The organism is Variovorax sp. efr-133-TYG-130 (assembly GCF_030208835.1).
Classification (GTDB): Bacteria; Pseudomonadota; Gammaproteobacteria; order Burkholderiales; family Burkholderiaceae_C; genus Variovorax.
This window is the reverse complement of record NZ_JARVTD010000004.1, coordinates 269,951-283,701: the sequence shown is the minus strand read 5'-3', so window position 1 is coordinate 283,701 and position 13,751 is coordinate 269,951. Positions and strand designations below refer to the sequence as shown.

The 13,751-nt window shown below is 67.7% G+C and carries 16 protein-coding genes; 8 read left to right on the top strand and 8 right to left on the bottom strand.

The features are described 5' to 3' along the window. Positions 1–6 precede the first annotated feature (6 nt). The 8 genes from QRN67_RS07755 (at position 7) to QRN67_RS07725 (ending at position 6,507) form a co-directional block, all read left to right on the top strand. Positions 7–1,485: a trypsin-like peptidase domain-containing protein gene (locus QRN67_RS07755; protein ID WP_285411329.1), complete on the top strand. Its 1,479-nt coding sequence runs from the start codon at positions 7–9 to the stop codon at positions 1,483–1,485. A gap of 9 nt (positions 1,486–1,494) precedes the next feature. Then, complete coding sequence (locus QRN67_RS07750; protein WP_285411328.1) at positions 1,495–2,031, top strand: NUDIX hydrolase; 537 nt, start codon at positions 1,495–1,497, stop codon at positions 2,029–2,031. Positions 2,032–2,119: 88 nt separating this feature from the next. Then, positions 2,120–2,371 (top strand): high-potential iron-sulfur protein, encoded by a 252-nt coding sequence (locus QRN67_RS07745; protein ID WP_285411327.1) that lies wholly within the window; start codon positions 2,120–2,122, stop codon positions 2,369–2,371. Positions 2,372–2,488: 117 nt separating this feature from the next. Then, complete coding sequence (locus QRN67_RS33205) at positions 2,489–2,713, top strand: hypothetical protein (protein ID WP_350226829.1); 225 nt, start codon at positions 2,489–2,491, stop codon at positions 2,711–2,713. Beyond that, positions 2,608–2,898: a tripartite tricarboxylate transporter substrate-binding protein gene (locus tag QRN67_RS07740; RefSeq protein ID WP_350226828.1), complete on the top strand. Its 291-nt coding sequence runs from the start codon at positions 2,608–2,610 to the stop codon at positions 2,896–2,898. The genes QRN67_RS33205 and QRN67_RS07740 overlap by 106 nt, the downstream gene beginning before the upstream one ends. 376 nt (positions 2,899–3,274) lie before the next feature. Beyond that, positions 3,275–3,862, top strand: a complete 588-nt coding sequence (locus tag QRN67_RS07735; RefSeq protein WP_285411326.1) for a bacteriohemerythrin — start codon at positions 3,275–3,277, stop codon at positions 3,860–3,862. 442 nt (positions 3,863–4,304) lie between these two features. Then, positions 4,305–5,486 (top strand): carboxylesterase family protein, encoded by a 1,182-nt coding sequence (locus QRN67_RS07730; RefSeq protein ID WP_285411325.1) that lies wholly within the window; start codon positions 4,305–4,307, stop codon positions 5,484–5,486. Positions 5,487–5,592: 106 nt separating this feature from the next. Beyond that, positions 5,593–6,507, top strand: a complete 915-nt coding sequence (locus QRN67_RS07725) for a LysR family transcriptional regulator (protein WP_285411324.1) — start codon at positions 5,593–5,595, stop codon at positions 6,505–6,507. A gap of 132 nt (positions 6,508–6,639) precedes the next feature. On the opposite strand, the gene QRN67_RS07720 is transcribed toward QRN67_RS07725, so the two are convergent. From QRN67_RS07720 to mdcA, 8 genes are read right to left on the bottom strand one after another with little or no spacing between them, the layout of a single operon-like run. Further along, entirely contained in the window at positions 6,640–7,587 is a 948-nt protein-coding gene (locus tag QRN67_RS07720; protein WP_285411323.1) for an ACP S-malonyltransferase, read from the bottom strand. Next, a complete protein-coding gene (locus QRN67_RS07715) occupies positions 7,584–8,552 on the bottom strand; it encodes an AEC family transporter (RefSeq protein WP_285411322.1) in 969 nt (322 codons plus the stop codon). The genes QRN67_RS07720 and QRN67_RS07715 overlap by 4 nt, the downstream gene beginning before the upstream one ends. Beyond that, a complete protein-coding gene (mdcB, locus tag QRN67_RS07710) occupies positions 8,549–9,445 on the bottom strand; it encodes a triphosphoribosyl-dephospho-CoA synthase MdcB (protein ID WP_285411321.1) in 897 nt (298 codons plus the stop codon). Before mdcB ends, QRN67_RS07715 begins: the two co-directional genes overlap by 4 nt. Next, complete coding sequence (gene mdcG / locus QRN67_RS07705) at positions 9,442–10,125, bottom strand: malonate decarboxylase holo-[acyl-carrier-protein] synthase (RefSeq protein WP_503010877.1); 684 nt, start codon at positions 10,123–10,125, stop codon at positions 9,442–9,444. Before mdcG ends, mdcB begins: the two co-directional genes overlap by 4 nt. Next, entirely contained in the window at positions 10,100–10,837 is a 738-nt protein-coding gene (gene mdcE / locus QRN67_RS07700) for a biotin-independent malonate decarboxylase subunit gamma (RefSeq protein WP_285411320.1), read from the bottom strand. The genes mdcG and mdcE overlap by 26 nt, the downstream gene beginning before the upstream one ends. Further along, positions 10,824–11,753, bottom strand: a complete 930-nt coding sequence (locus QRN67_RS07695) for a biotin-independent malonate decarboxylase subunit beta (protein WP_285411319.1) — start codon at positions 11,751–11,753, stop codon at positions 10,824–10,826. The genes mdcE and QRN67_RS07695 overlap by 14 nt, the downstream gene beginning before the upstream one ends. Next, entirely contained in the window at positions 11,750–12,067 is a 318-nt protein-coding gene (gene mdcC, locus QRN67_RS07690; protein ID WP_285411318.1) for a malonate decarboxylase acyl carrier protein, read from the bottom strand. The genes QRN67_RS07695 and mdcC overlap by 4 nt, the downstream gene beginning before the upstream one ends. Before the next feature lie 12 nt (positions 12,068–12,079). Then, the gene (gene mdcA, locus QRN67_RS07685; protein WP_285411317.1) at positions 12,080–13,726 is read right to left on the bottom strand and encodes a malonate decarboxylase subunit alpha; all 1,647 of its coding nucleotides are present in this window, start codon (positions 13,724–13,726) and stop codon (positions 12,080–12,082) included. Positions 13,727–13,751: the final 25 nt, after the last annotated feature.

The window sequence follows — 13,751 nt, the reverse complement described above, 5'->3', positions numbered from 1 at the left end:
ACCGTCATGAAGATTCCGCCTGCCTTCGATGGTGGCGACCACGCGAAGCGCAGGCCGGCCGGCCGCGCCGCCGCAATCGTCTTGGGCATGCTCGCGCTGCTCGGGCCACATGTCGCATGGTCGCAAGACCAGGCGTGCGCGCAGCGGACCCAGCCGTCGTCGCAAGGCGTGGACTTCGCCGCCGCGGCGGCTCGCCAGGCACCGGCCGTCGTCGGCGTGAGCGTGATCGGGCAGCGCGACGACTGGCCGACCGTCGACACCTCGGCGCGCGTGCCGGCACCGTTCGACCAGGCCCCGGGCCGTGGCCTGGCCTCGGGGTTCATCTTCAGCCGCGACGGTTATGTCCTCACCAGTGCGCATGCCGTCCTTGGCGCCCAGCAGGTCGTCGTGTCCACGGCCGACAGGCATCGCTTCGACGCCGTGATCGTCGGGCTCGACCGGCGCACCGATGTCGCGCTGCTCAAGATACCGGGCGGCAACCTCCCGACGGTGGCCGTTGACCGGACAGGCAGGCTCTGCCCTGGGGAATGGGTTGCCGCCATGGGCGCGCCCTTCGGATTCGAGCGCAGCGTGACGGCGGGCGTGGTCAGCGCGAATCCGCGCTACATGCCGGGCGGCGGCGGCGTGCCGCTCATACAGACGGACGTCGCGCTCAACCCGGGCAATTCGGGCGGTCCGCTGTTCGACGAACGAGGCGAGGTCGTGGGGATGAACTCGATGATCTACGCCGTTGGCGGCAGCTACATCGGCCTGTCGTTCAGCCTCCCTATCGATACGGTCATGCGCATCGCCGAAGAACTTCGTGCAACGGGGAAGGTCACGCGGGGACAGATCGGTGCCAGGACGCAGCCGCTGACGGACGAACTCGCCCCGGCCTTCGGCCTGGCGGCGGCGACAGGGGCCCTGATCGTGCGTGTCGATGCGGCAAGCCCGGCGGAGATCGCGGGCCTTCGCAGCGGGGATGTGATCCTTTCCGTCGACGCGGCGCAGCCGATGTCCTATGAAGACATCCAGAACCGCGTGTCCTCGGCCCGTCCCGGCAGCCGGCTGGCATTGAACGTCTGGCGCCACAGATCCGCGTTGCCGGTGCAGGTGGCGGTGGCACAAGGCGTGGCGGACGCCGTGCCGCAGGTCGCGCGGCGAACCGACATGCACGAGGTCCGGTTCGGCCTCGAACTCGCGGAGCGCAAGGGTCCGCCGGGCGTCGGGTTGCTCGACCCCGGGCTCTACGTCAAGTCCGTCACGGGCTCGGCGCAACGGGCGGGACTGAGGTTCGGCGACATGGTGCTCGCGGTCAACGACGTGAGCGTCTCGGGACAGGCCGAGTTCGATGCGGCGATCAAATCCATCGGCGACGAAGAGACCGTCGCATTGCTCATCATGCGCGGCAACGCGAGAGCCTTCGTGCCCATCGCGCCGCGCAGGTCGGGCGCAGTCTCGACGGCGCGCCGGCTGGATGCCGCCGCGGCCGCGGCGGCCAACTGAGAACCGGCGATGAAATCGATCAGCCACGGCGTCCTGATCTTCAATGGCGACGCGCAACTGCTGCTCTGCCACGCCACCGGCAGCCCGTACTGGGACATTCCCAAGGGCGGCGGCACGCTGACGGAAACCGGCCGGCAGACGGCTGTGCGGGAGACCTTCGAGGAATGCGGCCTGCGACTGGCACCCGAAGACCTCCTGCCGCTGGGATGCTTCGCCTATCGAGCGGGGAAGGACCTGCAGCTCTACGCGGTCCTGAGCGGCAACTTCGACGCGCATGCGTGCACATGCGCCAGCCAGTTCGTCGACCGCCGCGGCCGGCCGCGGCCGGAGATGGATGCCTACCGATGGGCGGGGTTCGACGAATTGCCGCAATGGTGCGCGAAGAGCCTGGTCGCCGTGCTAACGCGAGCACTTTCGCTGAAGGCGATCCTGGCGCAACTGCAGGCGCTGAAACAGCGGCACACCGATGTTGATCCCCGCGCAAGGTCACCAAGAGTTCATCGCACAAGAATGAAGGCACGGACCGCCCCCCGCGCGGCGGAGTAGATCCGCTTTTTTTCCTCTCAATGCGAGAACGACAATGCCCTCACATCGCCGCACCTTCCTTCTGACCCTTGTCGCAACCGGTGGATTGATGTCCGTCACCGAGGCCTTCTCCCAGGCCGCGCTCGATGAAAAGGATCCGCAGGCCGCGGCCCTCGGCTACGTCGCCGACACGACGAAGGCCGATGCCAGGAAGTACCCCAAGCACGACAACACGCAGGTCTGCAACGGCTGCGCGCTGTGGCAGTCCAAACCCACCGACGCCGTGGGCAACTGCGCGCTGTTCGCGGGCAAGCCGGTCCACGCGAAAGGCTGGTGCAGCGCCTGGTCCAGGAAGGCCTGAATCAGGGTGGACCGGCGACACCTCACTCAGGCGTTGCGAAGGGCGGACGACACCAGGTCGGCCAGGAAGCTGCCCGCGCTGGCCATGGAGGACTTCAAGAGGCGCGCGAAGGTGGACATGAACTTCATTCCCTACGCGAGCGCCTCGAAGATCGCGGTGGATGTCATGGGCGGCCACCTCGACGTGGGCGTCTCCGGGCTGCCCGCGCTGCTGGAGCACATCAAGGGCACCGCGACCTGGGCAACAAGGACCTGCCGTCCGCAGGCGAAACGCCCGAGCTCAAAGGCGCCGATTTCTTCTTCTGGACCGGTCTCTTCGCGCCGAAGGGGACGCCTGCCCTAATCGTCAACAAACTCAACCTCGCCTTCGCGGAGGTGCTGAAGGAACAGAAGGTCAAGTCACGCTTCGCGGAACTGGGCGTCAAGATTTCCGATCCGGCGAATCCGCAGGCGTTCGGCGCATTCGTCGCGCAAAGCAGTGCGCAATACGAACAGCTCGTCAAGCAGAGCAACGCGCCCCGGAACTAGCGCACCTCGCGCATGCAGGCATCGAGGCCCCGGACTGGCCTCCGGCTTCGGATCCAGGAGACACCGCATCACCGGCGCAGAGCCAGCGGCAGATGGTGTCGCCGCCGATCCGCAAGGGCGTGCGTTCATGCAGGAAGCCCCAGGCAACATCACCTTGCGCGTCCAACGGCACACCAGCGGCGCCTAACAGGGCGACGCGTTCCGATTCCGTGGTCCCGAAGGGAATTCGCACAGTGATGTCGGGCAGGCGGAAGTGACGTGCCATGGTTTTCCTCGTGTACGTGCTCATGGGTCATGCCGGTCTCGTGCCCCGCAATGCGATGAATTGGGGGCACTTCAGGAAGGCCGATTTCATCGCCCACGCGATCGAACGCGCTTGATCTGGATCAACGGTGTGCAGGCTGGCCGCACGGATACTGATCGTTCAAACTGCAATTCATCTTTGGAAGTCATGGCGCATCTCGTATGGAAGACCGAACTCGACACAGGAATCCGCGAGATCGATACCCAGCACCAACGCATCGTCCAGTACATCAATGCGCTGGGCGATGCGAAGCTGACGGACGATCAAAGGGCCGTCGGCAAGATCATCGACGAGGCGATTGACTACACCGCGTCGCACTTCGCCTTCGAGGAAGCCATGATCGAAGACGCCGGCTACTCGTTCGTGGGCCCGCACAGGAAGGTGCATGAGATCTTCGTGCGCCGCGTGGTCGAGTTTCGGACCCGTTTCGAGCGTGGCGAGGATGTGCTGGCCGAGCTCCACGACATGCTTTCGCGCTGGCTGTTCAACCACATTCGTCACGAAGACGGTGCCTATGTCCCTGCCGTGAAAGCGCATCTGGAGGTCACCGGGTCGACGGCCGAAAGGATCGTCAAGGCGCAGGCAAGCAAGGAACTGGCGCAGGGAAGGGCTGGCGGCCAGATCAAGCAGGGTTGGTTGAAGAGATTGTTCGCGGGGTAACCGTGCTGACGGACATCGTCGTGCATGTGCGATGTCCCCGAACCGTCTGCTTCATGGAAACCGGCAATCTCGCGCGCGCGGCCGAGCGCCTGGAGGTCGGCACCGTGAGCGTTCACCGCGCGGTGCACTCGCTCGAGGTTGCGTGCTGAGGACCATGTCCGAAGGCAACCTTGAGCTGCTGTCGCAGTCTCTTTTCGCGGACGAAGTCTACTTCGCCGAGGCGCTGGTGAAAGCGCTTCGATAGGCAGGATTCATGCCCAACATGGTGATGCGGACCACCGATGTCTTCTGGACTGGCCGAACCGTTTCGCTCAAGCTAACTTTTCATCCCTTACGTTGATTGATGGCATTGCGCCGGGCCGGCACGATCGTGTTCAGGAACAGAAAGCTGCGCGCTGTCGACGGCTTTTTCCGAACCTCAACGATCTTGAAAGGAAGAGCAATGACCACCGAAGTCGAAGTTTTTCGCAACATCCGATATGCACGGGCCGAGCGTTTCGAGCAACCCGAGGTCCTGGCCTGGGATGGCAAGCATCACACCGAGCGCGGCCCGATCTGTCCGCAGGCGCCTTCTCGCCTGGAGGTCGTGCAAGGACCGTTGGCACCCATGGACGTCGACGAGCACTGCCAGGTGCTGTCGGTGTTCACGCCGGGCACCGTGGGCCGGCGCCCGGTGATGGTGTTCATCCATGGCGGTGGCTTCGTCACCGGCGGCGGCGAGTTGCCATGGCACGACGGGGACAAGCTGGCGGCAGAGCAGGACGTCGTCGTGGTGTCGGTGACCTACCGTCTCGGAGTGTTCGGTTACCTGCAGTTTCCGTCGAGCACCGGACCCAGCCCTGCGATGGCCGACCAAGTCGCGGCGCTGCAATGGGTCAAGACGCATATTTCGCGGTTCGGTGGCGATCCGGACAACGTGACGGTGTTCGGACAGTCGGCTGGCGGGTTCTCGATCGTGGCAATGCTTGCTTGGGGCCACGGAGGCACCTTGTTTCAGCGTGCCATCCTGCACAGTGGAGCCAACGGTGCCGCCCGCACGCGGGACGAGGCAGACAGGGTATCGTCGATGTTTATCGACGAACTTGGACAGGATCCTCGCGTCGCGAGCGTCGACGACCTCATTGCCGCTCAGAGTCGACTCGCCAAAAGCCTGAATCAACTGATTGTCTGGGCCCCTGTCTCACCCGACACTCCGTCGGGATCTGCCGTCGACACCATCGCTGGATGGTGCAAGGATGACGCGCTGCCCTTTGTTCTCCTGAACAACCACGTCGCTGCAACACCCGGTACGCAAGTGCGCTACGCCGCCGAGACGGCACGGATGAATGTGCTCTTTGAAGGTGGGGCCCGCAGCCTGGTTCAAGAGGTGGCTGCGAAGGGCTGCAATGCCTACCTGTTTCGATTCGATTGGCAATCACCGGATACCGGATTCGGTGCCTGCCATTGCATCGATCTGCCATTCCTGCTCGGCAGCGCGCAAGCGTGGTCGGCGGCGCCGGAACTTGGCAAGGCCCGCTGGGCGGACATAGAGCAGCTCGGCATGGAGATGCGCCGGATCTGGGCGGACTTTGCCCGCGGCTCGACGCAAGGTTGGCAAGCCGGATCGGTGAGGCATCTGCCCTGAGCGATTGTGCGAGCCGCCGAGTGCGTACGCAGCGAATCATTCTTGGCCTTCGACAGTCAAAGACAACTCGAATCGCTACGATGCACCATTCACTTCCGGGCCCAGCATGCAACCTCGCATTGATGAAGAAATCACCTTCCGCAAGCTCGAAACGCTGATCGCGTTCATGGAAACGGGCAACCTGGCGCGCGCCGCCGAGCGGCTGGACGTGAGCCCCGTGAGCGTGCATCGCGCGCTGCACTCGCTCGAGTCGGGGGTGCGCTGCGCGCTGTTCCGGCACGAGGGCCGCAACCTGCATCCGACCGAGGCAGCGCAAACGCTGGCCGAGGTGGCACGCGAGGTGCTGCAGACGCTGGCGCAGGGCGTACGAGCCACGCGGGAGATCGCAGGCTATTCGGCCGACCGTATCCGCATCGGGTCGCTCTATTCGCTCACCATCCGCACGGTGCCGACGGTGCTCATCCACATGAAGGTGCGCAAGCCGGCGCTGGAGACCGAGCTCGTACTCGGCTCCAATGCCGACCTGCTGCAGAAGCTGCGCGACGGCGCCATTGACGCGGCCCTGATGGCGCTCCCCGAAGACGAGGCCGACCTGGTGTCGGAGCCGCTGTTCGATGACGAAATCCATTTCGCCGCACCCGTGGGCTCGCGCTATGCGCGACACAAGCGTGTGGACCTGAGCACCTGCGCCGACGAGAACTTCGTCAGCCTGAAGGAAGGTTTTGCCACATACAACGGCTTTGTGGAAGCGTTCCGCGTAGCCGGGTTCACGCCCAACGTGGTGATGCAGACCGGCGACATCTTCTCGCTGATGAATCTGGTGAGCGGCGGCATCGGCTGCACGCTGCTGCCGGGGCGCGTACGAGACGTGTTCTCGAAGAACGTGCAGCTGATTCCCGTACAGCCCAAGTACCTGATGCGCCAAACCCTGGGCGTCAGCTTCCTGCGCACGCGAGAACGTGACCCGAACCTGCTTGCGCTGCTGGCGGTGTGCCGCGGCGCGAAGGCCGAGCTGTCCTGAGGCCCATACGCAGGCTGGATCCTGTACGCCCTGATGGCTGGCTGTGCGAACGTGCTTCGTGTTCGCGTTCGTCCTGATGTTTGCCGGCGTGGTCGTCCCGCTGGACCAACGGGGGCGCCTGGCCCGCCGTTGCTAGGTGCGTGACTGCGCGCGCACCAGCCAGTCTCGCGCCCCTTGCAGGGTCTTGAAATCGTCGAGGCTGCGCGCGTCGACGCCCGCATACGCGCCGGAGACCATCTCGCTGAGTGCGCGGCCCGGGCCGAGTTCGAAGAAGGCCGTGGCGCCGGCTTCGACGCAGGCTTCCAGGCAGGACGCCCACTGCACCGTCCGGGAAATCTGCAGGGCCAGCTTCTGCGTGCCTTGCGCGGCGCTCAGCACCACTTCGCCGTCGATGCCGCTGAACAAGCGCGCGCCCGACAGGGGAGCGCGTGCGATGGTGGCGCCGGCCAGGGTGTTCCGGAAGGAGGTCGTGGCATCGCCCATGAGGAAGGTGTGCGAGGCCACCTTCACCTCGACCGGCACGACCCTCGTCGCGCCCTGCGCCAGCGCCTGCGGCGCGATGTCCGCGAGCGCGTCGCGCATGCCGCCCAGCACCCAAGCGTCGCCGGGGTTGACGATGGCGACGGCGGCTTCACGGTGTGCGCACAGCTGGTCGATGCCGGCCCGTTCGAGGCCGCGCACGAACAGAAGGCCTTGCTCGCCCGGCCTGGCTCGTTGGGCGGCATCCATGGCCTCGGCGCGCGCGGCGACGAGGTCGAGCGTGTCCGTTGCTGTCGTCAAGCCTGCGATGTGCCATGCCGCCATCTCGCCCACGCTGTAGCCCGCGATGCAGCGGCGCGGCGCGAACGCGTCCGACAGCACGGCCCAGGCGCAGAGGGCCTGCAGCGTGCACAGCAACTGCGCCGAGCGGTTCTCGTGCAGTGCGTCGGTGGCGGCTTCGCGCACCCACGTGCGCGGGTCGTGTCCCAGCAGCCGGGTGGCGTGGGCGAAAAGCCCTTGCGCTTCGGCGGCGGGGCCCGTCAGCGAGAACATGCCGGCGTTCTGGCTGCCCTGCCCGGGGCACAGGATGGCGAGCGTCATGGCATGCCGCCCGGCCCATAGAGCCATGCGATGGTCACGGCCACGGTGAGCATGGCGGTCAGCGTGCTGGCGATCACGGTGGAGCCTGATTCCTCCGACTTCACGCCGGCGTTGGCGCCGAAGAGCACACCGAAGAAGCCCGAAGGCAGTGCCGCCATCAGCACCGCGATTCGCGTGATGTCCGCGGGTGCGCCCATGGCCTTGGCGATGCCCAGCGCCAGCAGCGGCTGGGCGACGGTGACCGTGACGGTCGCCAGCGTGGTGTTCCAGCTCAAGCGGAAACGTTGCGCCGAAAGGATCAACCCGGTCACGAACAGCGCCATGCCGCCCGCGGCCTGTCCGATCTGTCCCAGCGACGCAGCGGCGACAGGCGGCAGCTTCCATTGGAGCAGGGCGATTGCCGTGCCGGCGATCGGAGCGAGCACGATGGGTTTTACCAGCGCATGTCCCATGGCACGTGCAAACCGCACGGCCTTGGCGCCGGCTGTCGCCGTTTCGCCCGGCCGCGCTGCAGAGAGCTCCAGCAGCGCCAAGGTGACGGGCGAGGGCAGCAGCGAGCCCGCCGCGATGGCGACGGCCACGGGCACCGTGTGCGTCGGCCCCAGAAGCGCCACGACGATGGGCAGGCCCGCCGCCGCGTAGTTCGGCAGCGCCACAGTGAGCGACTGCAGCGCAGCCTCGCTGGCGCTGCGCCGCATCAACCGGCGCTGCAGCCCGTACCACAGCGGGTAGACCAGCATCATGGCGCCCCCCAGGATGACGAGCAGCGGCCACTGTGACAGCAGGGTGTCGCGCGGCGTGGCGGCGGTGGCGGCAAACAGCGAGGCGGGCAGCGCATAGGTCATGACGACAGTATTGAGCTCGCCGACGTGCGTGTTGTTGATCACACCCCGTTTGCCGGCGGTGTAGCCCAGCAGAAGCACGAAGTAGATCGGCACCAGCGCGAGCAGGATGATCGCGATCACGGCGCGGGCTCGTGTTCGTGTTCGATCGCCATCGCGAACAGGCTCATCGCCAGCAGGTCGGCCGCGCCGCCCGGGCTCAGCCAGCGCGCCACGAAGGCGAGATGGATTTTCTCGGCGGCGCGACGCCAGCCGGGCCGCCCGACGCCGCCGGCGGCCAGGAAGGCGCGCGCGCTTCGCTGGGCGAAGCGCAGGCCGGCGGCACCGCCGCGGTGCAGCAGGTTGGTGTCCTCCAGCTCGGCGATGAGCGCAAAGCATGCCTGCACCCTTGCGGCCTGTGCATCGCGCGGTGCCAGTTGCGCGGCTTGGCGAAGGGCGGGCAGGCCGATGTCGTAGACGCTCGGAAAGCCCAGCGCGGCTTCCTGCCGGGCGCCGCCTGCGCCGTAGCGGCGCTTCACGGCTTCGCCGTGGCTGTCGCTCGGCCGCGGGCCGGCAAGAATGTCGCTGCCCCAGCGGCGCGAGACGGTGTCGCCCAGTGACTGCGAGGGGCCGCCCTCGACGCCGCGTCGCGCCTGCAGTCCGGCCGCGGCGCACAGCAGGCCGAGCCCGAAGATGGCGCCGCGATGGGTGTTCACGCCACCAGTCGCCGCAGTCATGGCGCACTCGGCGCGCAGGCCGATCTTCCGCAGCACGGTCATGTCGGCGTCCTGCATGCCGGCCTCGGCCAGTTCCGCGAAGTAGGGCCGAAGTGCCGCCGCGCTGCGGTGGAAGGTGCCTGCGTCCATGTCCTTGTGGCTGCCACAGTCGACGTGGCTGACCAGCCCCGGCTTCGGCCAGGTGCGCACCTCCAGCCGAAGGCTGCGCTCGGCCAGTGCACTCAGATGTTCCGCGCAGGCGCGTGCTCGGTCGTGGCGAACCGAGGCCGATGCGATCCATGCCGGCGCTGCCGCGTTCATGCGACCGGCTCCAGGAACTGCGAGCGGGCGCACAGGAGCGGGTCGGTTGCCGTCTTGAGCAGCACTTCGGCGCTGCGCGAATGAAGTTCGCGCCAGTTGACGCCCGACCCGTCGGGCCGAAGCAGCTCGCCGTCCACCCGCATCGGCGCGGCGGCGTCGATGCGGGCCAAGGCCACCAGGAATTCCTCGATGCGGTCGCCGGGGGGCAGCGTCCAGGTCAGGTCGATGTCCGAGCCCTGGCTCAGGTACTCCAGCCCGGTCAGCCATTGCCAGGCGAGGCTGCCGAACACGCGGGTCTGCACGCCGAAGTGTTCACCGACGGCCAGGAGCTGCTGCAGGGCGGGGTGCCAGGCCCGCGGCGCCGAGGCGACCACTTCGTACAGCTGCGGCAATCCCGAAACCGAGACGATGTGGGCGAGTTGCACCTGCAAGGCGATGCGCCGCTTGCCGGCCATCGGGGGCAGCGGCAGGCCCACCGGCAACCATGACGCGCCGCCAGGTTCGCCCGGCAGGCGACGCCGCACGACGAGCGGCCAACCACGGTGCGCCCAGCCTTCGAGCAGTGGCTCATCGGCCAGGTCCTGGCGTGAAGCCATCAGCGCGGCCCAGGCCGGCGGCGCGGCCCGCACCAGCTGGTGCCGCGGCAGGCACGAGTCAGAGGGCAGGGCGGGCAAGCTCATACACGCGCCTTGCAATGTCAGCGGCCTTCGGGCGGCCATGGCGTTCCTTGCCGAGCTGGTCTCGCAGGTCCGGCGCATGCCCTCCCTGCCGGGGCAGGGACTTGAGCACCTCGTCGAGCTGCAGGTCGAGAGGGCGCTCGGGGTCCAGCACGGACGCCACCGCACCGGTCTGCATCAGGTTGTCCAGGCCGGGCGCGAACACCGGGGTGGACCTGGCCTTCTCCTGCAGCACCTCGATGGGCAGCTTGGTCACGCGTGACATGGACGGCAGGTCCATCACCATCGGCTCCGCCCCCGGCAACGCCACCAGCGTGCGGGTCGACAGCGCGGTGGCGATGAAGGCCCCCGCGGCCGTGTGGCCGTAGAGCAGGCCGACGGTTGCGTGGCCGCGCGCGTCCGCGAGGTTCAGGCACTTGGCAAGGTGCGCAAGGTATTCGCTGAGCCCCAGCATCTCGTCGCGCTTGCTCATGCGCTGGCTGTCGCTGTCGATCAGCACCAGGATCGGTGTCGTGCCCCCCGCTCTGAGCGTGTCCATCACCTTGCGCGCGAGCCAGGCCGCCTCGTCGATGCCGATGGCCTTGCGGCCGTCGACACCTATGACGGCCATCTCCGTGCCGTCGGCGCGCGGGCCCTGGCCCGACAGCAGGCCGTCCTCGATCACCACCTGGTGGCCCTTCGGAAAGAGCGAAGCAAGAATTTCAGCGAGCGTCATGGCGAGGCGCCTCCAGTCGTTGGGCCAGGGCGACGAATGCCTCGAAGGGCATGCCGGGAATGGCGTCGGGGTGGTCGGCGCCCAGCGCCTGCCAGACGTCCAGTGCGTCGCGGCATTCGCCGAAGCGTTCGATGCGCCGCGCCAGGCGGGCCTGCTCGGCCTCGAGGGTGGCCTCGTCCGGTGTCGAAGTGCCGCGGACCAGGTCGACCGCCGCCGCGCGAAAGCTGGCCACGGTGTCGTCCACGAACCGCTCGGCACCGCCGATCAGCCGCCTGTGCTTGCCGCCCATGGTGCGCCACACCAGCGCGCGGTCCTTGGCGTCGAACTCTTCCACGCCGCGGTTGGTCTCGATGACTTCGGGGCCGGACACGCTGATGCGGCCCTGCTCGGAAACGGCCAGCGCCGAGCAGCACCCCGCGATCAGGCCGCCGCCGCCATAGCAGCCGGCGCGCCCGCCGATGAGGCCCACCACCGGCACGCCGGCCAGGCGCGCGTCCAGCAGGGCGCGGATGATTTCCGCGATCGCGAGTTCGCCCGCGTTGGCTTCCTGCAGCCGCACACCGCCGGTGTCGAACAGGATCAGCACCGGCACGGTGCCGATGTCGCGCGCGGCGCGCAGCAGGCCCGTGAGCTTGGCGCCATGCACCTCGCCGAAGGCACCGCCCATGAAGCGGCCCTCCTGCGCGGCCACCAGCACCGGTGCGCCGTCGAGTCGGCCGCGGCCCACGACCATGCCGTCGTCGAACTGCTGCGGCAGATCGAACAACGGCAGGTGCGGGCTGGTCTCGCGAAGTTCCGGGCCGATGAACTCCTCGAAGCTGCCGGCGTCGAGCAGGCCGTCCACGCGTTGGCGCGCGGACGCTTCGTACCAGCTGGCCGCAAGCCGCTGGTCGTCGTGGTGCACGAGGGCGTTCATGCGGGGTCTCCTTCCACGGCGCGCACCGCCTGTGCCAGCCGAAGCGCGACGGTGTCGGGACGGGCACCGCCATCGTTCACGGACAGCTTCAGCCCTCCCGGCGAACGGCGTTCGACGAAATCCTGGACCACGGCCTGCCAGACCTCGCCAAAGCCTTCGGCCGCGGTGCGGATGTCGACCTCGCATTCGCCGTCGGGCAGCAGCCGCTCCACCAGCACTTCCAGGTTGCCGGAGGCGACCACGCCCACGATGGCCTGGCGCATGGACCCCGCCGCGCGCTGGCGCGCCGCGTGCCGAAAATTGAGTTGTTCCATCGATGTGTTTCCTTACCAGTTTCTGAACTTGGAGGGGGGCGCATAAAGGCCGCCGGACCACTTCACAAGATCCTTGATGGAGCGCGCGGCCAGCATGCGGCGGTCGGCGTCCATCGGGTCGATGCCCAGGTCTTCCGGGCGGCGGATGACGCCGCGCTCGCGCAGGCGCTGGACCATCTTCGCGTCGCGCCGGCGGCCGATCTCGGTGTAGCCGGCCACGCCGCGGATGGCCTGTTCGCGCTCGTCGCGGTCGCGGCACAGCAGCAGGTTCGCGATGCCTTCCTCGGTCACGATGTGCGTCACGTCGTCGCTGTAGACCATCACCGGCGCCAGGTCCAGGTCGAGCTTCTCAGCCAGGCGCAGGGCGTCGAGGTGCTCCACGAAGAGCGGTACGTTCTTGTCGCCGAAGGTCTCGCCGATCTGCACCACCAGCTTGCGGCCGCGGCGCAGCGCGGGCGGGCTGTCGGGGTCGGCCTCCTTGCCGGCCTGCAGCCAGGGGGCGCTGGGGTGGCGCCGGCCGCGCGCATCGCTGCCCATGTTGGGCGCGCCGCCGAAGCCGGCCACGCGCTCGGTGGTCACCGTCGAGGAGTTGCCCTGCAGGTCGATCTGCAGCGTGGAGCCGATGAACATGTCGCAGGCATACAGGCCCGCGGTCTGGCAGAAGGCGCGGTTCGAGCGCAGCGAGCCGTCGGGGCCGGTGAAATAGATGTCGGGGCGCGCGCGGATGTAGTCGTCCATGCCGACCTCGGAGCCGAAGCTGTGGATCTGCTCGACCCAGCCCGATTCGATCGCCGGGATCATGGTCGGATGCGGGTTGAGCGCCCAGTGGCTGGCCACCTTGCCCTTCAGGCCCAGGCGCTCGCCGTAGGTCGGCAGCAGCAGCTCGATGGCCGCCGTGTTGAAGCCGATGCCGTGGTTCAGGCGCTTGACGCCGTAGGGTGCGTAGATGCCCTTGATCGCCAGCATGGCGGTGAGGATCTGCGTCTCGGTGATGGCGGCAGGGTCGCGGGTGAACAGCGGCTCCACGTAGAAGGGCTTGCCGCTCTCCACCACGAAGTGCACCCAGTCGGCCGGAATGTCGATGCGCGGCAGCTTGTCGACGATCTCGTTGACCTGCGCGATGACCACGCCGTCCTTGAAGGCGGTGGCCTCCACCACGGTGGGCGTGTCTTCGGTGTTGGGGCCGGTATAGAGGTTGCCCTCGCGGTCGGCGCTCACGGCGGCGATCAGCGCCACCTGCGGCGTGAGGTCGATGAAGTAGCGCGCGAACAGCTCCAGGTAGGTGTGCACCGCGCCGAGCTCGATCTTTCCGCCGAACAGCATCCTGGCGATGCGCTGCGACTGTGGGCCCGAATAGGCGTAGTCCAGCCGCTTGGCGATGCCGCGCTCGAACACGTCGAGGTGTTCGGGCAGCACCACGCCGGACTGCACCATGTGCAAGCCGTGGACCTTGGCGCTGTCGACGGCTGCCAGCGCGGCCGCCAGCAGCTCGGCCTGCTTCTGGTTGTCGCCTTCCAGGCAGACGCGGTCGCCCGGCTGCAGCACGGCCTCCAGCAGCGCCGTGGCGTCGCTGGCCGCGACGTGCTTGCCTTTGGCATAGGGCGCGCCGGCTTGCAGCCGCCCTTCTCGTGCGCGTTTCGCGGTGTCCCAGGTTGTCATTGGGGAGCCTTCCGTTCGCGCGGAA

What these genes read in the sequence shown, in the direction of transcription:
- mdcA (WP_285411317.1), bottom strand. Translation starts at nt 13,726, where the DNA reads ATGACAACCTGGGACACCGCGAAACGCGCACGAGAAGGGCGGCTGCAA.
- QRN67_RS07750 (WP_285411328.1), top strand. Translation starts at nt 1,495, where the DNA reads ATGAAATCGATCAGCCACGGCGTCCTGATCTTCAATGGCGACGCGCAA.
- QRN67_RS33205 (WP_350226829.1), top strand. Translation starts at nt 2,489, where the DNA reads ATGAACTTCATTCCCTACGCGAGCGCCTCGAAGATCGCGGTGGATGTC.
- mdcB (WP_285411321.1), bottom strand. Translation starts at nt 9,445, where the DNA reads ATGAACGCGGCAGCGCCGGCATGGATCGCATCGGCCTCGGTTCGCCAC.
- mdcE (WP_285411320.1), bottom strand. Translation starts at nt 10,837, where the DNA reads ATGACGCTCGCTGAAATTCTTGCTTCGCTCTTTCCGAAGGGCCACCAG.
- QRN67_RS07730 (WP_285411325.1), top strand. Translation starts at nt 4,305, where the DNA reads ATGACCACCGAAGTCGAAGTTTTTCGCAACATCCGATATGCACGGGCC.
- QRN67_RS07695 (WP_285411319.1), bottom strand. Translation starts at nt 11,753, where the DNA reads ATGAACGCCCTCGTGCACCACGACGACCAGCGGCTTGCGGCCAGCTGG.
- QRN67_RS07745 (WP_285411327.1), top strand. Translation starts at nt 2,120, where the DNA reads ATGTCCGTCACCGAGGCCTTCTCCCAGGCCGCGCTCGATGAAAAGGAT.
- mdcC (WP_285411318.1), bottom strand. Translation starts at nt 12,067, where the DNA reads ATGGAACAACTCAATTTTCGGCACGCGGCGCGCCAGCGCGCGGCGGGG.
- QRN67_RS07720 (WP_285411323.1), bottom strand. Translation starts at nt 7,587, where the DNA reads ATGACGCTCGCCATCCTGTGCCCCGGGCAGGGCAGCCAGAACGCCGGC.
- QRN67_RS07755 (WP_285411329.1), top strand. Translation starts at nt 7, where the DNA reads ATGAAGATTCCGCCTGCCTTCGATGGTGGCGACCACGCGAAGCGCAGG.
- QRN67_RS07725 (WP_285411324.1), top strand. Translation starts at nt 5,593, where the DNA reads ATGCAACCTCGCATTGATGAAGAAATCACCTTCCGCAAGCTCGAAACG.
- mdcG (WP_503010877.1), bottom strand. Translation starts at nt 10,125, where the DNA reads ATGAGCTTGCCCGCCCTGCCCTCTGACTCGTGCCTGCCGCGGCACCAG.